General features: G+C 48.4%; 19 protein-coding genes. 14 read left to right on the forward strand and 5 right to left on the reverse strand.

Annotated elements, in window-relative coordinates; all coding sequences use genetic code 11:
* The first annotated feature begins 327 nt into the window (after window positions 1-327).
* On the forward strand, window positions 328-2,562 hold the full coding sequence (locus AC5I6P_RS13010; RefSeq protein ID WP_495694191.1) for a PhoX family protein: 2,235 nt from the start codon (window positions 328-330) through the stop codon (window positions 2,560-2,562).
* A 17-nt stretch (window positions 2,563-2,579) separates the two neighbouring features.
* Here the strand turns inward: AC5I6P_RS13010 and AC5I6P_RS13015 are convergent, their stop codons facing one another.
* A complete protein-coding gene (locus tag AC5I6P_RS13015) occupies window positions 2,580-3,449 on the reverse strand; it encodes a DUF72 domain-containing protein (RefSeq protein WP_495694192.1) in 870 nt (289 codons plus the stop codon).
* 170 nt (window positions 3,450-3,619) lie between these two features.
* On the opposite strand from AC5I6P_RS13015, the gene AC5I6P_RS13020 reads away from it, so the two are divergent.
* The 4 genes from AC5I6P_RS13020 to AC5I6P_RS13035 all read left to right on the forward strand — a co-directional run bounded on the left by AC5I6P_RS13020 (window position 3,620) and on the right by AC5I6P_RS13035 (window position 9,627).
* The gene (locus tag AC5I6P_RS13020; RefSeq protein WP_495694193.1) at window positions 3,620-4,507 is read left to right on the forward strand and encodes a zinc metalloprotease HtpX; all 888 of its coding nucleotides are present in this window, start codon (window positions 3,620-3,622) and stop codon (window positions 4,505-4,507) included.
* Between the two features lie 131 nt (window positions 4,508-4,638).
* Window positions 4,639-5,217: a rhomboid family intramembrane serine protease gene (locus AC5I6P_RS13025; protein WP_495694194.1), complete on the forward strand. Its 579-nt coding sequence runs from the start codon at window positions 4,639-4,641 to the stop codon at window positions 5,215-5,217.
* Between the two features lie 337 nt (window positions 5,218-5,554).
* The gene (locus tag AC5I6P_RS13030; RefSeq protein WP_495694195.1) at window positions 5,555-8,776 is read left to right on the forward strand and encodes a DUF4912 domain-containing protein; all 3,222 of its coding nucleotides are present in this window, start codon (window positions 5,555-5,557) and stop codon (window positions 8,774-8,776) included.
* A 59-nt stretch (window positions 8,777-8,835) separates the two neighbouring features.
* A complete protein-coding gene (locus AC5I6P_RS13035) occupies window positions 8,836-9,627 on the forward strand; it encodes a carbonic anhydrase (RefSeq protein WP_495694196.1) in 792 nt (263 codons plus the stop codon).
* A 51-nt stretch (window positions 9,628-9,678) separates the two neighbouring features.
* On the opposite strand, the gene AC5I6P_RS13040 is transcribed toward AC5I6P_RS13035, so the two are convergent.
* Both AC5I6P_RS13040 and AC5I6P_RS13045 read right to left on the reverse strand, forming a co-directional pair.
* A complete protein-coding gene (locus AC5I6P_RS13040) occupies window positions 9,679-10,347 on the reverse strand; it encodes a class I SAM-dependent methyltransferase (protein WP_495694197.1) in 669 nt (222 codons plus the stop codon).
* Window positions 10,348-10,517: 170 nt separating this feature from the next.
* Window positions 10,518-11,903 (reverse strand): sensor histidine kinase, encoded by a 1,386-nt coding sequence (locus tag AC5I6P_RS13045; protein WP_495694198.1) that lies wholly within the window; start codon window positions 11,901-11,903, stop codon window positions 10,518-10,520.
* A gap of 323 nt (window positions 11,904-12,226) precedes the next feature.
* On the opposite strand from AC5I6P_RS13045, the gene AC5I6P_RS13050 reads away from it, so the two are divergent.
* The 7 genes from AC5I6P_RS13050 to AC5I6P_RS13080 all read left to right on the forward strand — a co-directional run bounded on the left by AC5I6P_RS13050 (window position 12,227) and on the right by AC5I6P_RS13080 (window position 19,353).
* On the forward strand, window positions 12,227-13,849 hold the full coding sequence (locus AC5I6P_RS13050; protein ID WP_495694199.1) for a cyclic peptide export ABC transporter: 1,623 nt from the start codon (window positions 12,227-12,229) through the stop codon (window positions 13,847-13,849).
* A 190-nt stretch (window positions 13,850-14,039) separates the two neighbouring features.
* A complete protein-coding gene (locus AC5I6P_RS13055) occupies window positions 14,040-14,468 on the forward strand; it encodes a Spy/CpxP family protein refolding chaperone (protein WP_495694200.1) in 429 nt (142 codons plus the stop codon).
* Window positions 14,469-15,126: 658 nt separating this feature from the next.
* Window positions 15,127-15,990: a ferredoxin:protochlorophyllide reductase (ATP-dependent) iron-sulfur ATP-binding protein gene (bchL, locus tag AC5I6P_RS13060; RefSeq protein WP_495694201.1), complete on the forward strand. Its 864-nt coding sequence runs from the start codon at window positions 15,127-15,129 to the stop codon at window positions 15,988-15,990.
* A 73-nt stretch (window positions 15,991-16,063) separates the two neighbouring features.
* A complete protein-coding gene (locus AC5I6P_RS13065) occupies window positions 16,064-16,480 on the forward strand; it encodes a DUF5331 domain-containing protein (RefSeq protein WP_495694202.1) in 417 nt (138 codons plus the stop codon).
* Between the two features lie 58 nt (window positions 16,481-16,538).
* Window positions 16,539-17,945: a ferredoxin:protochlorophyllide reductase (ATP-dependent) subunit N gene (locus AC5I6P_RS13070; RefSeq protein ID WP_495694203.1), complete on the forward strand. Its 1,407-nt coding sequence runs from the start codon at window positions 16,539-16,541 to the stop codon at window positions 17,943-17,945.
* 109 nt (window positions 17,946-18,054) lie between these two features.
* Window positions 18,055-18,288 carry a hypothetical protein gene (locus tag AC5I6P_RS13075; protein ID WP_495694204.1) on the forward strand — a complete coding sequence of 78 codons (234 nt, stop codon included), beginning with the start codon at window positions 18,055-18,057 and terminating at the stop codon, window positions 18,286-18,288.
* Between the two features lie 225 nt (window positions 18,289-18,513).
* Window positions 18,514-19,353, forward strand: a complete 840-nt coding sequence (locus AC5I6P_RS13080; RefSeq protein WP_495694205.1) for a LysM peptidoglycan-binding domain-containing M23 family metallopeptidase — start codon at window positions 18,514-18,516, stop codon at window positions 19,351-19,353.
* On the opposite strand, the gene AC5I6P_RS13085 is transcribed toward AC5I6P_RS13080, so the two are convergent.
* Window positions 19,354-20,373: a 1-acyl-sn-glycerol-3-phosphate acyltransferase gene (locus AC5I6P_RS13085; protein ID WP_495694206.1), complete on the reverse strand. Its 1,020-nt coding sequence runs from the start codon at window positions 20,371-20,373 to the stop codon at window positions 19,354-19,356.
* Between the two features lie 302 nt (window positions 20,374-20,675).
* Window positions 20,676-22,136: a glycogen synthase GlgA gene (gene glgA, locus AC5I6P_RS13090; RefSeq protein ID WP_495694207.1), complete on the reverse strand. Its 1,461-nt coding sequence runs from the start codon at window positions 22,134-22,136 to the stop codon at window positions 20,676-20,678.
* Between the two features lie 125 nt (window positions 22,137-22,261).
* Between glgA and AC5I6P_RS13095 the strand changes: the two genes are divergently transcribed.
* Both AC5I6P_RS13095 and AC5I6P_RS13100 read left to right on the forward strand, forming a co-directional pair.
* Window positions 22,262-22,942, forward strand: a complete 681-nt coding sequence (locus tag AC5I6P_RS13095) for a Uma2 family endonuclease (RefSeq protein ID WP_495694208.1) — start codon at window positions 22,262-22,264, stop codon at window positions 22,940-22,942.
* A gap of 69 nt (window positions 22,943-23,011) precedes the next feature.
* A partial coding sequence (locus tag AC5I6P_RS13100) for a hypothetical protein (protein ID WP_495694209.1) occupies window positions 23,012-23,973 on the forward strand: 962 nt, incomplete at its 3' end.

The following is a 23,973-nucleotide window of genomic DNA, read 5'->3' on the forward strand; positions in this document are numbered from 1 at the left end:
ATTATCTCATCTCGTCACTGTTCTCTATTCTCCCTTATTTACCGACAAGTCTAGTTACTAGAGTTTTTTATTTAGTTAGAGCCTTTGCTATGGGCGCAACCTTGGCAAGCTGGAGACGGAAATTTCGATCAAGCTAGTAGTTTGTTCTGATGTTGTTTTAGGTGAAGGTACGGGCAACCAAACAGAATAGATGCAGCTTTACCCTTACCTCCGCATCAGTTTGCCAACTTCAACGGCTCTCTTAGCCCAGAGATTACCGCGTCTTAACCTTAAACGGGCCAATTCCCTGCTATCACAGAATAGATTGCCTACTTGGAGTCATCCATCATGCCTGTGAAACGCCGGAATTTTTTGCTCTTTCTAGGGGCGGCAGCTGGAACGGCTGCTGCCGGAACGGCGCTCAAGTCCGGGCAAAAGTTCTCTATGCCGTTTCAAGATTTGGTTGGCGGAACACAAAACATCAATGCATCTGCGAATGAACTGAGTTTCACTCCGGTTAAAAGTCCACTTCCACTGGAGACAACCGGAATTGCACTCGAAAAACAAATCGATACCTTAAGCCAGTACGAAGTAGCCGATGATTTAGTGCTACCTGATGACTTTAGCTATGATGTGCTGGCCGCGTGGGGAGATAAAGTCGGGGATTCTCGGTTTGGCTATAACAACGACTACCTCTCGTTCGTCGAAACGGCTCCTAACGAAGGCTACCTCAGCGTTAATTTTGAGTACATTAGTGCAGTTCCGTGGCTACAAACTTATGAAAAAGTGATTGGCAAAAAGCTCCCTTTTAAGGATGTTCAGAAAGCGTTGAGCAAAGCGAAAGAAACAGGTTTAAACGCCTTTGCTTTGTCTGACAAGACTCCGTTAAAAGCCCAGATTCGCCAAATTACTAAAGAAGCTCTGATTGATCAGGGATTAGGTGTCATTTCGATTCGTAAAACGGCAGACGGGACATGGGAGCGCACTTATTCCACAAGCGATCGCCGCATCACGGGAATTTCTGGGTTAGAGGATGGACGCTATCTCAAGTGTACAGGGGCAGCAAAGGCAGTTTTTCTGAAGAAATCGGGTCAAGGATATAGGGATAAGTTGGGCGATCGCATTATTGGAACTTTTGCGAATTGTGCGGGTGGAACAACGCCTTGGGGAACGGTTCTCAGCGCTGAAGAAAATATTCAAACTCAAGTCCCGGATGCTGTGTATGCCGATGGAACCTCGTTTCCGCCAGACAAGCAAACCTTCAGAATCGATGACGAGGAGGTATCTGGACAGGGCAACGTGTTTGGATTTGCTGGCAACAAATACGGCTGGATTGTCGAACTTGATCCTGCCAATCCGCAAGACTACGGCACAAAACACACGTGGCTCGGTCGCTATCGCCATGAAGCGGTTGGAGTGCGGGTTGAATCAGGGAAACCATTAGCGTTTTATTCGGGCTGCGATCGTAGAGGTGGACATCTCTACAAATTTGTCAGCCGTGATGCTGTGACCAATCCCACCGATAAAGCCAATTCTCGCCTACTCGAAACCGGGATGCTTTATGCTGCCAAATTTAACGAAGATGGAACCGGGCGCTGGATCGCGCTCAAAGCCGATACTCCCGTTGAGCCAGATAGTCCGACCACCATTGTTGGCGGCATGATTAACCTGCCCAAGCGTCCTGAAGGCGGCCACAAAGCGTTTAGAACCGAGGCAGACGTCAAGAAATTTAAGCAGCAGTTCAAGACGCTGGGTGATCTGTATCAAGGAAACGCTGAGGAAAAACAAGGTGCAATCTTGATTGATGCTCACTATGCCGCGAATGCGTGCGGCGCAACCTGTACCGCACGACCTGAAGATACTGAAATTGCGCCAGATGGCTCTCTCTACGTTGCGTTTACCTCTGGCTCTCCTGACAAAGATGGAGGAGCAGATAAACGGGTTTTCAAAGGTGCAAAGGGTGAAACGCCTTACGAATATGGATTTGTGATGCACCTCGTCGAAGATCAAAATGATCCAGCGGCGATGACGTTTAGCTGGAAGATGATGGCATTAGGCGGAGAGCCAAGCGCAGGTGGTGCAGGATTTGCGAATCCTGATAATTTGATGATCGATCCAGATGGTCATGTGTGGGTCGTCACAGATATGTCCTCTGACAAAATTAACAAAGCTATTCCAAACCGCATCGACAAGAATGGCGTTCCGATTAGTCAATCCAATCTGCGGGGCGTATTTGGCAATAATGCTCTCTGGTTTATTCCGACGTCAGGCACGAATGCAGGCAATGCCTATATGTTTGCGATCGCTCCAATGGAATCTGAACTAACCGGCCCGTTTTTAAGCCGCGATCGTCAAACACTTTTTCTGGCGGTTCAACATCCGGGAGAGCTGCATGGCATTCGGCAGGACATGAAAGCTGAAAGTCGCAAATTTGCTCTGCAAACTACTGACGGCAAAGATTTTATGCAGATTCGTAATGTTCCAATCGGATCTAACTTTCCTAGCAAAAAAGCGAATGCGGCTCCTCGACCCTGTGTTGTTGTTGTTCGTCGCCGCGATAATCGGAGTATTACCTCTGCGTGAAATAAAAGGCGAGCGATCTAGAACAAACTCAGTTGCGAAGGAGCTTGCTCGGTTGCCTTGGAGTGAATAGTGTTCCAAGGCAGGGGCGGAACGGATGCGCCGTGTTGTTCAAGCAACTGCTGAAAGTGACGGGCAGTTTGTGGCGATCGCGCTTCAATAGGACAATGCACAAAGAAATACACCTGAACATTCTGTTTGAGATAGCGATTGACAAGCTCTGCCCATTCTTGCAAGTATTGATCGTTTGATTCTAAATTTGGATGGCTGATGTATCGAATTAACGCAACGTTAGCAGTTGTAACAGGCTGGAGCGGAACGTTGGGCTTCTTACGCTCACTACCAATCTGAGGATCATTTTCGCATTCATAAACTGGACGTGTATCTAGCACCACTCTACCAATTGCCAAATCTTCTAACATCGCGTTCAAGTGGCTTTTATGAGGTTCTCTAAACCACTCTAAATGCCGCACTTCTACCGCTAAAGGCGCTCCTGTTTTTGACCAACGGCTTAAAAAATTTGTTAAATCGCGCAATCTAGCGGGGCTATAGCTCGGCGGAAGTTGCAGCATCAAAGGCCCTAAGCGATCGCCCAATCCTTGCATCAACTCTAGAAACTTAAGTGCTTCTGGCAGTGATGGCTCTAGCAATCCATTATGGGTTAATTTCTTAGGCAATTTAGGACAAAATTTGAATCCAAGCGGTGTTTCTGTTGCCCATCGCGCTACTGTTTCCGCATTTGGCACAGAATAGAATGTTGTGTTGCCTTCCACACAGGTAAATCGATGACTGTAGAGGTTTAGAAAATCGTTCGCTCGGCTCTTTAGCGGGAACAAATCACCAACCCAACCTTTGTACGCCCAAATCGCACAGCCAATCCGAAAGCTCATAGAAAATCAAGTAAAGTAACCCATAACTCACACTCTACAGTATTTAAAAAACGCAGCAGCTCAAAAACTGTACTGATGAATGAGAAGAAACTCACTCAAGGGATAGAGTAAGGATCGTAAGTCATGCTGGAAAATTCTGACAGACCTGTAGAAAAACTTTTATAAAGAAAATGATTGGGAATCAAATTAGAACGGCTGCCCTTCTAGGATTACTGAGCGGAATATTGGTCTTGGCTGGATATTACCTAGTTGGCAACGAGCAGGGTCTTATTTTGGGATTAATTTTTGCTGCATTTAGCAGCTTTGGGTCTTGGTATTACTCAGATCGGATGGCGCTTGCTTCCTATGCCGCACAGCCCGTTGAGCGGTCTGAAGCGCCAGAACTGTTTGACATGATTAAGCGGCTTTGCGATCGCGCCGAAATTCCAATGCCGAAGCTGTTTGTGGTTCCGACACAATCTCCTAACGCATTTGCTACAGGTCGTGACCCAGATCATGCTGCTGTTGCCGTGACTCAAGGCATTGTGGAATTGCTGAGCCCAGCAGAGCTAGAATGCGTTTTAGCCCATGAGTTGACGCACGTTAAAAACCGCGATACCCTTACCCAAGCGGTTGCAGGTACGATCGCGGGTGGCATCACCTTCTTAGGCAGAATTCTGACGTTTGGGGCGCTGTATGGTCCTGTTTCTCGCGATACCCGTCGGGGAGGAAACCCTTTGGGTCTACTGTTCCTCATTGTGCTTGCACCACTCTCGGCAGGACTAATTCAAATGGCGATTTCTCGAACTCGCGAATTTGCCGCCGATCAAGGCTCAGCTGAAATCACTCAAAATCCTCTTGCCCTAGCCAGCGCCCTCGAAAAGCTGGAGCGCATTGGACATGAGATTCCAATGAATGGCAATCCGGCACTGTCGCCTCTACTGATCGTAAATCCACTTTCAACCAAAGGATTGCAATCGCTGTTTAGAACTCACCCCCCGACCGAGGAACGGATTCGTCGGCTGACTGAATTAGCTCAGCAGTTGCAGCCATCTATGCTGAACGCTCAACCTACTTAAGTTAAGTAAGAATGAAGGGAGCCTACGAAACTTCTCGGTAGGGTAATAGACGGCTTAGATTTCGCAGTGCCTTGTGGGTGCTGCGTTTTTGATGTGCTAGAAAGGAAGTCAACCCGTTTATCTGACCTCTGATGACCCGAAGAAACCCCAATGATCCAAGCGCGATCGCAAGCGAATTTAAATCACACGTTGTCATCCTCGGTGGACTGGTGGGGTTAATGTGGTTCATCCATATTGCCGACAGCTTCTTGCCAGGGACGGCTAGTGTGTATGGCATCATTCCTCGAACCAGCCTCGGAGTTCGGGGAATCTTTTTTTCGCCCTTTCTGCACGGCAGCTATCAGCATCTTGTTAGCAACACAATTCCCTTTCTGATGTTGGGCTGGTTTGTGATGCTGCGAAGCGTGAAAGAATTTTTTGCGGTGTCGGCAATCGTCCTGCTGGCGAGTGGCATTGGCGTTTGGCTGTTTGGCTCTCCAGGCATCCATATTGGCGCAAGTGGCGTTATCTTTGGCTACTTTGGATTTCTACTATCACGGGCTTATTTCGAGCGAAGCGCCCTGTCGATCGCGCTATCGCTGACCGTCGGCTTATTCTATGGCAGTCTAATTTGGGGTGTTCTTCCTAACCAAATGCGCATCTCCTGGGAAGGACATTTGTTTGGCCTCATAGGGGGTATTTTGGCGGCGAAGTGGCTATCTAGAAAATAGAGATTGAGTTGTTCAAGCGGGGCCGTTAAGGGGTCAAACTCCCTAGTAATGCTTCTATAGCCGTCACCCGCTTGAGCTTCTAAAACGTAAAAATTTTAGGGTAGTAATTTTTGCGATCGCATTCTACAGGCGACCCGCGATCCCTATTTAGCGCATTGAACTGACAAAGCAGGTGACTCAAAAAGATCAACTCGCTAACGCCGATCGCATCATCCCTCTCGTATAAGTGGTTTCAAAATCAATTTTTAATCGCAACTCTTCTCTCGTTCATCTGTAAATCCAAGTTAAGCACTATATAATTACCTCAATTCGAACGGCGTAAGCTGCATTAGATCCAATGGTGTTTAAGAAACAACCTTCCGTCATTAATCTTGCGTTACTGGTTACACTTCTAACCACCGCAACCCCTTTTGCTGGATCGCTGAAAGTCCGTCCAGCCCTCGCTCAGTCTGCCAGTCCATCGGCATTTTCATTGCCAAATGCTGTGCCCAAGGGGACAACCGTTCGGATTAGTGGCTCTAGCAGCATGGCCGCCATCAACCAAGCTTTAAAGCAGCGCTTTGAGACGCAGTACCCAGAAACCAGCATTAATGTCGGTTACACCGAGAGCGCTACAGGGTTGCAAGAACTAAGGGATGGGAAGACAGATCTAGCGGCGATCGGGCGTCCGCTCACGGCCGAAGAAAAAGCGCAAGGACTGGTCGCGATTCCCGTCACACGCAACAAGATTGCGATCGTCGTCAGTCCCACGAATCCTTTTAGAGGAAACTTGACGACCACACAGTTTGCTCAGATTTTTCGGGGAGAAATTACTGATTGGTCACAGGTTGGCGGTGCGCCAGGGGCAATTCGGCTAATCGATCGTCCAGACACGAGCGATACTCGTCAAGCCTTCCAGAATTATCCTGCCTTTCAAGCCACGTCGTTCGCAAGCGGAGCAACGGCAACGAAAACTAGAGAAGACAGCACCGAAGCGATGCTTCAGGATCTGGGTACGAATGGCATTGGATATGCGATCGCAAATCAGCTTGTGAATCAGCCAAGTGTTCGGATTGTGCCGATGCACACTACCCTGCCGGACGATCCGCGCTATCCCTTCTCGCAGCCTCTCTCTTACGTATATAAAGGGACGCCTTCTCCTGCGATCGCGGCGTTTCTCGGTTACGCCACCTCTCCTGCTGCTCAATCGATTATTCAAACTGCCCAAGCTGACCCTGCCGCCGCATCCGGCGCGCTGACTGCGCCTCCGAGTCCCGGTGCGAGTCCTGCTGGAGCAACCGCTACCGGATCGGCCGTTGCCGCCGTTTCTCCAAGCGCGGCTGCAACAGCTGTGTCGAATGGTTCAAATCAGAGCGGACAAGCACCCCAAACAACTTCTGAAGCAAGTGCAGGACTTCCGACTTGGCTGCTGTGGCTTTTGCCGTTGGGCATCGCGGGCTTACTGGTGGCGTGGTTGCTAAAAAATCGTCGCTCTGGATCTGACCCCATATCGTCTGCTGAAGCCCCCCTTGTTAATCCACCAGTCAATCCACCAGATCGTGGCGCTGACCCAAATTTAGCGGCGAGAACCGAAACTGTGATTAATGGCGATCGCGCCTCAATTGCAGAGTCTCAACCCGAAGCTAATCAAATTGGCGGGACGGCAATTGGAGGCGCGGGGCTTGCGGCGGGTGCAGGAGCTGCGTGGATAGCATCGCGCGATCGTGCGGAACTTAACGAAGCTAACCCTGATCCATTGGCAAGCGCGATCAATCCGAGCGATCGCCCTGTGTCAGACGCTCCTCTAGCGTCAGATTCCTCTTCAACTCGTTTCGTAGCGAATCCGGCTGATAACCCCTCGCTTGGAGCAGTGGCGGATCCGTGGGATTCCAGCACTCAAGATGCTGCTCAAATCACTTCAAATTCAGTATCAGATCCAGCCGTAGCTCCCATCGATTCAGAAAATCAGACGGTTGACAGAAGGGAGAACGCCATAGATACAGCTTCTGATGCCCGCTCTGATATTGACCCTGCGATCGTACAAGAATCTTCTGATATTTCAGGATTTGCGCCACTGGGAGGTGCAGCAATGGCGGGCGCGGGAGCCGCATGGATTGGCTCTGGGAATCAATCGTCTGACCACTCTAACGCTATTCCAGACAATTCTTCAGAGATAGAAGAGTCATTGGTAAGTTTCGACCTGATCGAAGAAATCGACGATCTTGAAGCGCAGCTAGCGGATGATCAGGTGGATGAACTCGTTTTAGACGATGATGCCGCTACCATCGAACCCACCGAACCTTCTAACAACTTTGATTTACAAGTTTCTGTAGGGGCGGAGTCTCAACAAGCGGTTGCGCCAAACTCTGAAGCATCGCCCGATGATCTGAGCGATTCACTCGGTGCAGGATCGCCTGGGCTAGGTGCAGCGTTAGGAGGAGCCGCTGTGGGCGTGGCTGCCGCTTCGAGCTCAAATCGCTCGAACGCGATCGTAGATCGGGGCGAGATGAACCGTGAACAGACCGAAATCGAAGCGACGAAATTTAATTTAGGACAAGCGGAGCTGTCTCGTGAAACCCTAGCCAGTGTAGACGAAGGTTTAGCGGATTTGCCAGCTGGGTATAGCGAGAGCCGAATTGTTCTCATGCCACGCGATCCACAGTGGGCATACGCCTACTGGGACGTTCCGAACGATCATCGAGAAGCACTCAGACGCCAAGGTGGACAACGATTAGCGCTGCGACTCTACGATGTAACGGATGTTACTCTCGATCGTCAAAGCCCCCATAGCTTGCAGCAGTATGACTGTGAGGAACTTGCTAGAGACTGGTATGTGCCGATTCCGGTGAGCGATCGCGACTATTTAGCCGAAATTGGCTATCTCACTGAAGACGGTCGTTGGCTCATGCTGGCTCGCTCTGCTCCGGTTAGCATTCCGCCCGTGTATCCGTCCGATTGGTTTGAGGATCAGTTTGTAACGATCGATTGGGAAGAGGAGTTGCAGGGCAAGACGTTCTTAGAACTCGTGCCACCCGGTCGCCAAAGCAGTCAGCCCCAGAGTGCTATTTATGATCAAATCTTTGGGTTAGCTCAAGGCGTTGAGTCTCAGCGCGTTGCTGGATCGCTGTTTGGCTCGATGCAGCAAGTGCCCGAAACGGCAATTAGCTCCTTCGTGTTTCCCTCAGGTATGGGAGGATGGGCACTGCCGACGCCTTCGGGTATGGGCATGTCTGGAGCGCTTACTATGTCCGGACTTACTATGTCTGGAGCAGGCTTTTCAGGCGGAGTTGCGCCAATTCGTCCGCGCAAGTTTTGGCTAGTAGCAGATGCAGAACTAATTGTGTATGGGGCAACCGAGCCAGATGCAACATTGACGATCGCAGGTGAACCCGTCGAACTGAGCCCCGATGGAACGTTCCGGTTCCAAATGTCGTTCCAAGATGGACTGATCGATTATCCGATCATGGCGGTTGCTTCAGATGGGGTGCAAACTCGATCGATCCACCTCAAGTTCAATCGCGAGACGCCCAGCCGCAACACCAATACAAAAGAGGATGCGACGGACGAATGGCTGTCGTAGATTTTTAATTAAGATTTGTGATTAACTGAAGATCGGGTCAATTGCCGAAGGGACAGACGATGAAAAAGCTAATTCGAGGACACGAGAATTTTCGAGAAACCTTTGTTTCTGAACATCGGGAACTGCTGGAAGAACTTTCTCACAGTCAAAAGCCAAGAGTTCTGTTCATCACCTGTTCTGATTCTCGGGTTGATCCGAATCTCATTACTCAAGCGGGAATTGGCGAACTCTTTGTTATCCGAAATGCAGGAAACTTGATCCCGCCATTTGGAGCCGCAAATGGCGGAGAAGGAGCGGCAGTCGAGTATGCGATCGCAGCGCTTAATATTGAACAAATCATCGTTTGCGGGCATTCTCACTGCGGCGCAATGAAGGGATTACTCCAACTCGGCAAACTCGAAGAACAAATGCCGTTGGTGTATGACTGGCTGAGGCACGCCGACGCCACTCTGCGCTTAGTGAAAGACAACTACAGTCAGTATTCGGGCGACCAACTGTTAGAGGTGACGATTGCAGAGAATGTTCTGACTCAGATCGAGAACCTCAAAACCTATCCAGTTGTGCGCTCTAAAATATACCAGGGCAAACTTAATATCTATGCTTGGGTCTATCACATTGAAACGGGTGAACTGTTGGCATACGACCCGGAAACTCACCAGTATGCCGCTCCCCAAAGCCAGATCACAAGGACTTCAAATAAACTCGTTAGCACTGCACCTCCTGCAATGTGTGGCTTGCCCTATTATGAGGATGATTCAGCGCCGCTCCAGGCCAGTGATGTTGCTCCATGGCTATCCGTGGAGCAGGCAGAACGGATCTATCGCGGTTCTGCTGCGTCAAAGCGTCGTTAAACATCTCTTGAATCTTGCCGTCCAAACGAGTGTCTCTTACGCCTTTATTTTCTATTTTCGCGCCACTACAAAAAAGGTAGTTTGCTCGTCCCAAACTCCCTTCTCTGTTCCTAACGATTCGATCCGGCGATCGTAATCCGCTTTGAGGCGCTGCACTTGATTTGGCGTTAGCCCAGAAAACGGCTCATTGGGGTGCAGCCACGTTTTACCGTCCCAGCGATTTTTGGCTTGTTCCACACTAAGATAACTGCCTCGCTGCTCGGTCTGAATGTTAATCGCTGAAAACCCTACCTGGGTTAAAAGCTGTTGACATCGCTCAGGACTTCCAAGCGTTTTGTTAATTTCGGGTAGCGTTAACCCCTTCATTTCGCAGGCTTGGGCGATCGCAGGCGTGAGAAAAGAGGTTGCTGAATAACAAGAAAATGCAACGAATCCGGCGGGTTTGAGCGAGCGATGCCAATCACCTAAACTGCGCGAAATATCTGTCAGTAGAACAACGGCTGAAGAGCACAGAATCGCATCGAATTGTTCTGGCTTAAGTGGATACTCTTCCGCATCTATTTCAAGTAGGTCGATGTTTTGTAAGCTTGAGGTGGCAACTTTCTGTTTTGCTTGATTCAGCAACTCTGTTGCGATGTCAATTCCAATCACATGCCCTTGAGTTCCTACAATATGGGCTGCCGCGATCGCAACAATCCCCGTTCCCGTTGCTACATCCAATCTGAATCTCCAACCTTTAGAGGAGAATATTCGACGAGGCGGAGGGCGCGACCGCGAGTATGGTTATTGTCGTAATGAATTCTCGCATTGTAAAAATCCGCGATTTTCTGTTTGTAATTCTCCACATTGATGTTCCCTCTGCAAATGGAGCAACGCCCTTTAGAATTCCATTAAACCATTGGCAGTAGAATTTCAAAGGCAGTCCCCATCTTAGAGAGCGGTTCTACCGGATCAATGCAGGAATAGATTCTAAATTTGCCGCTATGGCGCGCCGTAACAATGCGGTAGCTCATTGCTAGACTCGTTTCTTTTACCAGCGATCGCTCCGCTGAAAAAGCCTGCATCAATTGCCGTTGAACTTCTGTAGAGATAGCTGCCCCATTGTCTGCAATCTGAATCGAAATCCAGCGATTGCCCGTGTGATCGAGCGAACAAACATCCGTCGTGATTAAAATTTTAGGCGGATCAATTGACTTAGTTCGGGCTTGCGGCAGAGTCGCGTTAAAGTGGCTATTAGCCGCTTCATTCAGCAGCGCATCGATCGCACGATTCAAAATATTCATAAAAACTTGGCTCAACTGCCCACTGAAACAGGACACGGGAGGCAAATGACCATATTTTCTGATCACATGAATATCGCTGGTTAAACGGCTTTTAAGCAGTAGCAAAACAGAATCGAGACATTCATGCAGGTCAGTGGGTCGGGGAAACACTTCATCTATGTGGCAGAAGTTCTGCAAACTGTTGGCTAACTTTGACAGGCGATCGGCTCCAGTTCTAATGCTCTCCAACGTTTTGGGCAGATCTTCACGAATGTAATCTAGCTCGATCGCATCCTTTAATTCTGTGACTTCTGGCGACCCTTTGCCCTGCTGTTCATACGCTTCGAGCAGGTCTAGAAGATTGCGGTTATAGTCAGCTACATGCGAGAGATTGCCCCAAATAAAGCTCACTGGATCGAGAATTTCGTGAGAAATTCCATCGACTAAGCGCCCCAAACTTGCCATCTTCTCGCTCTGAAGCATCTGGACTTGTAAGCGTTCGAGTCTGACTTGAGTTTCAATGCCACGCAGTTGCCAAGAGGCGATGTTGAGTTCGTGCGGATCGAGCAATCGGTAAGTCTGAGGTGCGAATTGAACAACAATTGGGTCATTTAGACGTTCAAAAGGTCGGCGCAATGCTTGTTGAGCGGCCACCAGAATCGACGTCTCTGCTGTCAAAATTAACGGACGAAGATGAGCATAACTATGCAGAACTCGAAGCGGCTTTTGCAAAAATAGCTCTGCCCCGTGCGGACGCAGCAGATACTCTAAAAAGCACTGCCTGGAGATCATACCAACAAATTTTTCCTGTTCGAGCAAAATCACGCCGGGCAGAAGGGGGTGACGCTCGAAACTCTGAGCAACTTCGCTACCCAGAGTTTCCCAATCACTCTGAAATTCGTACAGTGACAAATCTTGTAGCGTTGATTTTAAGTGAAGGGCTTGTGTGCTGCCTTCCGTAAAGATAGGAGGGGCCAGAACAGATTGAATGGGATGATCAACATTAGTAAACACAATGGCACAATCTGCGAACGTTCTAGCTTATACATTGCCCAAATTTGGGATGATTTACTCCACTCCATTGGAGGTGAGCCAGAGGGAGGGCTTTTGCAACATTTTGCAAAGAAAGATGTTGCAGGTCTCCGACCCGATTTGTCCAATTCGCTTTATGAGAAAGCTCGCTTCCTGGCAGCGCTTTGTAAGAACACTAAATCTATTGACATTAGTTTAGCGATCGATTCGTTATTGGAATCGAAATAGACCATTCATCGTCAGTGATAATGGTTGAATTCTATTTATCTCTCTGTTGCATTTACCAACCCTTCGTTACCACTGCTATGCAATTGTTATCATTTCTGCTGCAATCGTCGCGAAAACAGGTTGCGATCGCCATCTTTACTGGGTTTCTCAGTGGCATCAGTAGTGCGGGACTGATCGCGCTGATCAGTCGGGCGATTGGTGCGAAAGGGGCAGAAATGGGGACGTTTGCAGGTGCATTTATTGGGCTAACGATTATTTCTCTAGTGACAAGCATCATTTCTCAGGTTGTGCTGATACGGTTAGCGCAGGATGCTGTGTTTAATCTGAGAATGCAACTCGGTCGTCAGATCCTTTCATCAGAGTTAAACCATTTAGAACGACTAGGCAATGCTCGGGTGATGGCGACCTTAACTGAAGATGTACAGGCGGTTGCGACTGCCGTTTCTTCGTTTCCGTTTTTGTGTATTGATCTTGCCACGATCATCGGCTGTTTTGCTTACATCGGCTGGCTTTCGTGGATTGTGTTTCTAATGGTGATGGGCTTATTTGTAGCGTCGTTTGTCGGTTGCCAATGGATTCTCAACCAAGGCAGAAAACGCTTAGCCTACGCCCGTGACGATCAAGATATTTTGTTCAAGCATTTCCGCTCGATCACCGATGGCATCAAAGAACTGAAACTGCATTATCCGCGCCGCCAGATGTTTCTAGCCGATGATTTAGAAGCAACATCTGCCTCGTTTCGCCGCCATAACGTAGATGCTCTAGTATTGTTCGCTGGGGCCGCGAGTTTCGGCAAACTGATTTTTTTCTTTGCGATCGGGTTTGTTCTCTTTGCATTACCCAATCTGCTTTCGGTGCCGCTGCAAACCTTATCCGGGTATGTTCTGACGTTTACCTACCTAATTTTGCCCCTCGACAAAATTGTTCTGAAGTTGCCGGTTCTGGGTCAAGCCAGTGTTTCACTCGATAAGATTAATGCGCTTGGCTTATCGCTTAGAAGTCGTTCTGAATCCACGATGGTTCCCGCGCCAACGCATTTTGACTGGCAGCGTTTAGAACTCCGCAACGTAACGCACACGTATTACCAAACAGAAGATAGCAATTTCGTTTTAGGCCCAATTAATCTGACGCTTCACCCAGGCGAAATTGTATTTATTGTGGGCGGCAATGGCAGTGGCAAATCGACGTTGGCAAAGCTATTAACAGGGCTTTATAGCCCCGAATCGGGCGCGATCGTATTTGATGGACAGCCGATCGCAGAGGCTAACCGCGAATGGTATCGACAACATTTTTCGGCCGTGTTTGCCGATTTTTATCTCTTCGATCGCTTGCTGGGTATCGACGCTCCCAACTTAGATGCTCAAGCGCACATGTACCTAAAACAGTTGCATCTCGATCACAAAGTCCAGATCGTCGATGGGCGTCTCTCTACGACGCAACTCTCACAAGGACAGCGCAAACGCCTGACGCTGTTAACGGCCTATCTTGAAGACCGTCCAATTTATCTCTTTGACGAATGGGCATCGGATCAGGACCCCATGTTTCGAGAATTGTTCTATCAGGAGTTTTTGCCAAAGCTCAAGCACCAAGGGAAAACGGTCTTGGTCATTAGCCATGATGATCATTATTTTGGCAGCGCCGATCGCATTATCAAGCTCGACTACGGGCAGATTGAGTACGATCGCATCTCAAATTCCTAAAAGTCACAGTCATGAAGGCCACATTTGCAAACTGTACTTATCGCAAGCCGTCACGCTGACCCGCCACTCCTTCAAAATAAATTGAAAAATTGAAAAATTGAAAAATCGATTGAACCAATCTAAAAAAGTGAGTGTCTAACGGTACGATGCTGGTGCATCAGAGTTCATACTTCTCAGGAACCTCACACTCATGATTAAGAAGTTAGCCTTTCTTTTACCCGGTTTTGCTGCATTTGTTTTAGCAGGTGTGCCAATGCTGGCAGTTCATGCTCAAGTTCCCTCTGGAACCACCCCCAGAACAGAGCGACGCATGGGCAACAAGCTAAATCTCACCGATGCTCAAAAAGCTCAAATGAAGCAAATTCGTGAGTCTACAAAGAGCCAAGTACGAGCTGTCCTTACAGCGGAGCAGCAGGCAAAGCTCGATGCTGCCCGTCAGCAAAAAGGCAAGCGTGGCGAAGTTATGAAGTCGTTGAACTTAAGCGATGACCAGAAAGCCAAAATTAAGGCAATCATGCAAGCGTCTCGTCAGCAGATGGATGCGTTGCTGACGGCAGAACAGCGTGCCCTGCGCGACCAGATGCGAAACACCCGTCGGGCTGGTCAACGTCAAAGCTAATTATTTGTAATCGATTTGGGATCACACCAAGACACCTCACGCGGGGTGTCTTTTCTTTGGCAGATAAACGGATTATCAAAAGTTTCATGATTATTAACAAAGAAGCTGGAGCTTAGACGTTGCAGTTGGGCAGAGCGACGTTCTAAGGCTGGATTACCTAAATTCTTTGAAATTTGTGGAGCTAAGGGTTTTCCTACTCTCCATTGATAAAACGAAAAGATAAGGCCCTTTCCTGCTTGAAACGCCTTAACAACCCCTTAGGACGGGAAAACTGCGCCTCATTCGTAATGAGGTATGTAACGGATTAGGTAAACAGTTTTCCCGCTAATCAACACATCTCACTTACTAGTCCACAATTTGTTTTTTGTTCCGTTTTTTATAAAAGCTGGTTTTTAAAAGTTATTAATAATCGTTATTTGAGTTTGGTAAGCAACTTCAAGTCGTTTGGAAGGAATCTTGAATTAAAAAGGGGTCTAGCTTCTTCTAAAACCCTTAAGTCTTGTTTCGACAGCTTTCAATCCCACCCAGCATCGTTAATAATGCTTTCCAGAGGCACAACACATTTCTGCATTCGCTGACTTCGGTTAGCAGTATGGGCAAAGACTAAATTCTGTCTTTGAAGTCAGCCGGTTTGCAAAGAGACTATAGGAGACGACCAATGAAACTCGCAGTGTATGGAAAAGGTGGGATCGGCAAATCCACGACAAGCTGTAATATTTCAGTTGCTTTAGCAAGACGGGGTAAGAAAGTTTTGCAAATTGGCTGTGACCCGAAACACGACAGCACGTTTACACTGACTGGGTTCTTGATCCCGACTATCATCGACACCCTTCAGGAAAAGGACTATCACTATGAAGATGTCTGGTCTGAAGATGTGATTTACAAAGGCTATGGCGGCGTAGATTGCGTTGAAGCAGGTGGACCTCCGGCTGGCGCGGGGTGCGGTGGGTACGTGGTAGGCGAAACCGTCAAGCTATTAAAAGAACTCAATGCCTTCGACGAATACGATGTGATTTTGTTTGACGTGTTGGGCGACGTGGTGTGCGGCGGCTTTGCGGCTCCGTTAAACTATGCCGACTATTGCCTGATCGTGACTGACAACGGCTTTGATGCGCTGTTTGCCGCCAATCGAATTGCTGCTTCTGTTCGCGAAAAAGCGCGGACTCACCCCTTGCGGTTAGCAGGGTTGATTGGCAACCGCACTGCAAAGCGGGATCTGATCGACAAATATATCGACACGGTTCCCATGCCTGTGCTAGAAGTCTTGCCGCTGATCGAAGATATTCGTGTTTCTCGCGTTAAGGGCAAGACCTTGTTTGAGATGGCAGAAAACGATCCGTCGCTCAATTACGTCTGCGACTACTACCTCAACATTGCCGACCAAATTCTGGCAAATCCGGAAGGGGTCGTTCCAACGGATACGCCCGATCGCGACTTGTTTGCTCTGCTGTCTGATTTCTACCTCAATCCCAAAGAGCTACCCAAAACCGAAGAGAGCGAGCTTGATTTGATGATGGTTTAATGACCGATAGAGGGTTTAGGAAAGCACCAAAACAGAAGATACTAGTTTTGTTTTGCTTTCCTCTGGTTCCCTCATGAATATCGACCAGCTTCGCCAATCTCTCAAGGAGAAGTGGCTGAATTACTACCGAGAAAATCGTCAGTGGCTTACTCGCATTGCGATTTGGGTGAACTGCGATGGACAGCGTAGACCGTCTTCGAGCTTTATTCTCGGTACACTCTCCGTTCTAGAACCGCGTCTCACCGAACTGCTCCCGTTGGTGGTTGATCTCAGCAATAATCCAGACCGAATCGTGACGGCTTTGGGACTCAATTTCAATCCTGATGAAGTGATTGAAGCTGAGTCTGGCTCAAAGGTACGAGCTGAATTAGACGAACGACGCGCCTATCTTCCACCTGCAAAACCTTCAATTTCGGAACAGATGCCGCGCCCTGCTGCCAAACAAGACGAATCTTGCGAGGGAACGGGTCGCCCTTCCAGAACTCAATAATGCTTTGCCGTTCTAGCTGGCATAACAAACTCCAATTAATTCAAAGGACATTTCATTCATGACCCTTACCGATACTCAATCTTCCTCTCTAAACTTTGAGTGCGAAACGGGCAACTACCACACTTTTTGCCCGATTAGCTGCGTCGCGTGGCTCTATCAAAAAATTGAAGACAGCTTTTTCTTGGTGATTGGCACAAAAACCTGCGGTTACTTTCTGCAAAACGCGATGGGCGTGATGATTTTTGCAGAACCCCGGTATGCAATGGCAGAACTTGAAGAAGGTGATATTTCCGCTCAACTGAACGATTATGGCGAGTTGAAGCGGTTATGTGAGCAGATTAAGCGCGATCGCAACCCCAGCGTGATCGTTTGGATCGGAACCTGTACGACCGAGATCATCAAGATGGACTTGGAAGGTCTCGCGCCTAACCTTGAAGCAGAACTGGGCATTCCGATCGTGGTTGCTCGTGCAAATGGTCTTGACTATGCCTTTACCCAAGGAGAAGACACCGTTTTAGCCGCGATGGCGCAACGCTGTCCAACAAAGGCTCCCCTAGCAGAAGCGGAAAAAGAAGAGAGAAACTCGATTTCTAAGTTGCTCAATTTTGGACGCAAGAAAGAAGAAGTAGCGGCAGAACAATCGGAATACAAGGATCATCCGCCGCTCGTTCTGTTTGGCTCGCTTCCCGATCCGGTTGTGACGCAACTGACGCTCGAACTGAAGAAACTCGGGATTCAAGTTTCTGGTTGGCTGCCGTCCAAACGCTACACCGAACTGCCTGTGATCGAAGAAGGCTACTACGTCTCAGGCGTCAATCCTTTCCTATCTCGCACGGCAACTACCTTGATGCGTCGCCGCAAGACCAAACTGATCGGCGCACCCTTCCCGATCGGACCCGATGGAACTCGTGCATGGCTAGAAAAAATCTGTTCTGTATTCAACATTGAGCCGACAGGACTCGCAGAACGAGAAGCTAAGATTTGGGAAAGCGTCGAGGACTATCTCCAACTGATTCGCGGCAAGTCGGTTTTCTTTATGGGAGACAACTTGCTTGAAATTTCTCTAGCACGGTTCTTGATTCGGTGCGGCATGACTTGTCCTGAAATCGGCATTCCTTATATGGACAAGCGCTATCAAGGGGCTGAGCTTGCCTTGCTAGAGAAAACCTGCCAAGAGATGGGCGTGCCGTTGCCAACGATCGTTGAGAAGCCCGACAACTACAATCAACTCCAGCGCATTCACGAAATGAAGCCTGATTTGGTAATTACTGGAATGGCTCATGCCAATCCCCTCGAAGCGCGAGGCATCACAACCAAGTGGTCGGTAGAGTTTACCTTTGCTCAGATGCATGGGTTTGGCAATACCCGCGACATTCTCGAACTCGTGACCCGTCCGCTACGCCGTAATGATGCGCTCAAGGGCTTGGGTTGGGAGAAGTTGGTGAAAGAAGAAGCCAATCGTTGAGGATAAGTGCGGTTCGACTCTTTGCTGGGGCGCGGTACCGCGCCCCATTTTAGTGGGCGATTAGCTTACGAAGTTTCTAAGTTTGCGAAGATCATCGTTTGTGACGGGAGTGACGCCAACAAAACCTGGTTTCATCCGAATAAAACCAGGTTTTGCTGCAATGAGATCAGGTTTTGCTGCAATGAGATCAGGTTGCATCGCGATGAAAGCAGGTTTTGTTGCGACGAGATCAGGTTTTATCCCAATGAAAGCAGGTTTTGTTCGCATAAACCCTGCGATCGCTTTGCAAGTTCCAAAGGATCGCACGGAAGGATCAGCTCTTATGCTGATCAATGCTGAATAGACGCCTATTGAAGCTGCAATTTTGTTGCTGAATAGAAAAAGGAATTGAGGGAGATCTACAAGGGCTATCTTAAATGGCGGCGTAAGTCCTGGTCATATCAATTGCCCACTCTTACTATGATCAAACGCATCTACCTTATTTCTTTCTACGAAAGAAACTGGTACAAAACTCGTCGCAGACTCAGGGCATGGCTGTTGCGTTTCTCGTTCTTCATCTTTTGTCGCTATGACTTTTCGCTATTTACTGTTGCTCGGATTCTTGACTGGCATTTTTGCTCCTGTTGCTCAAGCGGCTGATCCAAGCTGTCCTGCCCCTGCGTTGTCTCGGTTAGGACGGCACATTGTCGCTTCTGGAGAGACGCTAGAGAGCATTGCTAAGAAATATAATTTAGTTCCGCCGACATTGATTAGTTTGAATCCGAGCGCTCGGAGTGGCAAAGTAGCGGTAGGCTCAGAACTCTTAATTCCACCGTACAACGGGACGCGAGTTGAAGTGCCGACGGGTCAATCGTGGCGCGATGTGGCAGCGAAATATCGAGTGCGCCCGGATGTACTGTATGAGGTCAACGGTTGCCAAAAGTCTCCGAGAGTTGTCTTTATTCCGGGGGTAAAAGGGGCGTCTAATGGAGCAGTAACACCGACTGTGGCGTCCGGCTCATTGTTGGGCTATCCATTAGCGCGAAAGTCTGCCGTTTTGCTGGGCTATGGCTGGTATATTCCTTCTGGCAAAGGTGAACCCGTGTTTCACAGTGGGTTAGATTTGGACGCGCGATCGGGAACCTCGGTTAGCACGATCGCAGATGGAACCGTGGCATTTGCCGGATCTCAAGGCGCTTACGGAAATATGATTGTGATCAATCATCAGAAAGGGTATCAAACTCGCTATGCTCAACTGGCGTCGATCAAGGTGAAAGTTGGGCAAACCGTGAAACGTGGAACGGCAATTGGCATCGTCGGGCAAACTGGAACCCCAAGTTCCCTGAAGTCTCACCTGCATTTTGAGGTGAGGACGAATTCCAATCTAGGCTGGGTGGCTGAAGATCCCTCCTCTCACCTGCAAAAATAATTAGTGTTGATGATGCAAGCCTAACAGTTCGGTTTGCATTTGCGATCGCAACTTCTCTGCATATTGGTAAGCCTGCGATCGCGTTTGTTCTATGTCTTTCCACGGGGATTGTAGGGGTTGGAGATAATAGCGTAGACGCGATCGCACCGCCCATACTCCCAACGATGGAAACAATATAAAGAGCAACAAAAATGGTGACACGGGCAGCAATGGCATCTTCAATCGTCGCGCCAACCAAGTTGAATTGATTGTCCAAGGATGTAAATTCTCATTACCTAAACACACAATCGGTAATATTGGAACGCGATCGCGAACGCTAAGCCGAACAAAACTTGGATCAAATGTTTCAAGCTGATAGCGATGTCGCCACCCTTTTGCCAGTCCTCGCCAGCTTTCTGGCGCATAGAGGACAATATTTTTTTGAGCGGTTTCATTGTCGTGCGTGCTGATTCCTGCCGAGTTGCGCCCTGCGCTAATCGCCCGTTCAAAACTTCCCCGCTCTGCTCGCACGCCGCCCAATACCTGCGCCCATCCTTGCGGTAGCCACCACTTTAACCACGGATGATCGAAGAACAGGGGATGCGCTACGGGCTGAACAAACCAATCTTTCTCCTGCCCCAACAAAAAGCCTAGACAAACAAAATCCCACGGAAAGCACATGCCTGCGTGATTGAGAGCGACAATTGCAGGGGGATGCTCAGGTAAGCAGTCAAGATGATGAAGTTCTGCTCGAAAGTAGCGCGTGACGATCGGCGCTAAAACTTCATCTCGAAAGGCTTTTTGGTACTCTGGATCAGGCGCAACTTTGGTCGCACTGGGAGATCGAAATCCGAGCCGCATCCAACGGATCAAAAGCGCAATATAGAATCCTCCTGGAATGAGAAATAGAGCATACTCTAGCCCATTCCAGCCACCGGGGTCGGGGCGGTAGTGCTGCCAATGACGATTGAATAAGATGAGCCAAGCAGGGGGATACCATAGACAAAACCGGTCAAACCAGGAGAATCGAAAAGGCGTCATAACGTTAGAAGCTAAATGCGCATGTAGAGACATCCACTTGACGTTCAGAGTACTGTCATCGTTTCAGAAAAGTCATCCCTCGATATTCAGAACTTAGACCAGCAGCAGACTTTTTCAGGACTTATGCAGAGGTTTCTGTTGACAACAAATTTGCTAATGGATTTCCTAATGGATGGAACAGATGCCTTCAACGCTTCGCAAAGATTGGATCTCGTCGTGACTTGACTCCATCCGTTCACAGACTACATCTGCTATCAAATCTGTTGCTAATGCATAAGTCCTTTTCTAACGGCTCTGTTTTTCTAACTGCTAAGGGTTGCCTCCTGTGCTTCCTGCGTTGGTTCTTCAGGTGGTAAACCCGTTACGATGCGGTAGAGCTTGACATATTCGATCGCAGACTTTTCCCAACTAAAATTCTGCTGCATTCCTCGCGTCTGTAACTCCTTCCAGTAGGGCTTAAACCGAAATCCTTCCCAGGCTCGCACCATGCAAGTGAACAGATCAAGCGGTTCGTAGCGATCGAAGGCATAGCCTGTTCCCGCATGGTTTTCGGGATCGTGAGGAAACACTGTATCGACTAAGCCACCCGTCCGTCGCACGATTGGGACGCAGCCATAGCGCAACGCCAGCATTTGACTGATCCCACACGGCTCAAACCGAGACGGCATCAAGAACGCGTCCGAGCCAGCGTAAATTCTTCTAGCCAACGCATCGTTGTAGAGCAAAAACACCGACATGCGGCCGGGATACTTCGCCGAAAGCTGCCACATTTGGGTTTCGTAGTAGCGATCGCCCGTTCCGAGCAAAATAAACTGCGAATCGGTGTACGCCATAAAGCGATCGAGGGTTTGAATCACTAAATCCAATCCCTTCTGCTCAACGAGCCGCGTCACCATGCCGATCAAAAACGCCTTAGAGTTTACTTCCAGACCAACTTCTTCCTGAAGCGCAATCTTATTTGCTTTCCGGTTGTCTAAACTGTCGGTTCCAAAGGGCTTTGTGATCGTTTTATCAACCTCTGGATCGTAAGCCTCAGTGTCAATGCCATTGACGATTCCAGACACTTTACCACTAATAAAAGACAGCAGTCCTTCTAACGTTTCTCCGTAAGCGGGTGTCTTAATTTGCTCTGCATAGGTGGGTGAAACGGTATTGACCCAATTGGCAAATTGCACTGCTGCCGCCATCGTATTGTGTCCTTGCATGTACCAAGGGCACCACGTCATCTGCTCCAACTTCCAGCGCCACGGACCTTGATACGCCAAATTATGAATCGTGAAGACGGTAGCAATATCTGGATCTTGGTGCATCCACACCGGAATCATGCCTGTATGCCAGTCATGGCAGTGAATAATTTCGGGCTTCCAATAGTTCCACGCAAACTCTGCTGCGCCATTGGCAAAAAACGTAAACCGCCAGTCCTCATCTTCACCGGAGTAAATCCGCCGAGGATCGAACGCAGGATGCCCAAATAAATACAAGGGGACATCGCTACCAGGAAGCACCGTTTCATAGACGGCGAAGGGATTAAACATCGCGGATCCCTTCCAGACTGGCTCTGCGGGGATGTCGATCTTGTCGTTGAGAAAGCCATAGTAGGGCATAAAAATGCGGACATCGTGCCCCATCGCTCGCAGCACTTTCGGCAACGCCCCGGCGACATCTCCCATGCCTCCTACTTTTGCGATCGGAGCGACTTCGGCTGCCACAAATAAAATTCGCATGGTTTGCTCTATGTCCCCTTGGTGAGTTGGTCGCGCCATGAGTCACAGTACTGAGTCACAGCACTGTGATCATACCGACTTGAGGGAAGTTGTAGGCAGTGCGATCGTAAATTTCACCTCTAATCCGTATGTCACAATAAGGTCAACGCCACACGCTTACGTCTATGTCTAAACAGCTTTCAGTCTCAGTGCCCCGATTGGAAAGCGGCGATCGTCTCACCCGCCACGAATTCGAGAGTCGCTATGTGCAAACCCCCAAAGATTTTAAGGCAGAACTAATTGAAGGAGTCGTTTACGTGGCCTCGCCTGTTCGAGTCAAGAATCATGGTAGACCTCATGCCTACATTATGGGCTGGCTGTTTGCTTATGTTGCAGCAACGCCTGGAGTTGATATTGCAGACAACTCAACGGTTCGACTCGATCTTGACAACGAGCCTCAACCCGATGCGTTATTGAGAATTGGGCCAGAAGTGGGTGGGCGCTCTTTTAGCACAGATGATGATTATATCGAAGGCTCTCCCGAACTCCTAGTAGAAATTGCGGCTAGCAGTGCAGCTGTCGATATGAATACTAAACTCAACGCCTACCGTCGCAATGGCATTCAGGAATATTTAGTTTGGCAAACTTACGAAAATCGTTTGGATTGGTTCTATCTGCAAGAGGGTGAGTATGTGCCGCTTCAAACCGATGCTCAAGGAATCATTCAGAGCCGAGTGTTTCCCGGACTTTGGTTAGCTGTGGATGCACTTTTGCAGGGGAATTTGGCGATCGTTTTAGCAGAGTTACAAAAAGGCTTGTTGACTCTGGAGCATCAAGCATTGATTGGACGGTTAGGACATCGCTAAAAGGTTTTATCACGCTTCTATGTAGGGCAGCACACTACTGTTGTAATTTTGCAGTGAGTGAAGCGCTGAATGTTGGTCTTCTTTATTCATTGTGTTGCCACGCGAGACGTTAAATATGCTGACTCACTCAAAGACTCGATTAGAAAAGAGCTTGTAGCAAGGGGGCAACCTTTACCTCACTTCTACTCTAGTTTTTGGGGAGATATACTCAGTAATTTAGGTAAAGCCTGGAACTGGGTAGATCAAGATTTACAACTTCTCAAACATCAGCAGCCAACTCTCAATCTTGATGATGCCTTTCGTTACCAAAGTGCGAGAAGAGGATTTTTATCAGAGGTTATTGGTGATGCTTTCACCTATTTAAGCTCAGAAAGAGGAGCAAAAATTCGAGAGCTTCTTGCTGAGCAACTAGAAGATTTTATTGCCTTTCATCCAGAAGAAACTGAGCTTCATTTTGTTTCTCATTCATTAGGTACGGTGATTTTGTGGGACGTTTTATTTTCCGAGAAATTGGATAGCGATCGACAAGCCTGCAAGATTCGCTCAATAATATATGGCTTTGTCGATCTCAGTTCCGAAAGAAGGGTTCATTTACGTAGCATTACAACGATGGGTGCACCTATCCTGCTGTTTAACTTGATGATTGAGGCAAATCCTGAGCGAATCAAGAACCTATCCGAAAGGAGCAGTCAGCCTTTAAAGTGGACGAACATTATTCATGCTTCAGATATTATTGCCTACCCTATTTGCTCAAGCTTCAAAAGCATTGCCTCATGGAATCTTGCGGCTAAAGACGAATTCATTAAGACAGATGGCAGCCATCTAGAGAATATTTTGCGAAACTTCTTAGATTCTTCAATGTTTAAGGCTTTGAGCGGATCGCTGGAAGACACGCTAGAAGGAGCTTTACCACTCGTACCGATGTTTGTCGGAGCACGAGATGCTCACCAGAGCTACTTCAATTGTCAAAGAACAACTAGTGCAGCGTCACAGCTTAATTTTAGGGTAAACAGAAGTCAATTTGCATCGGG

The organism is Myxacorys sp. (assembly GCF_059501405.1).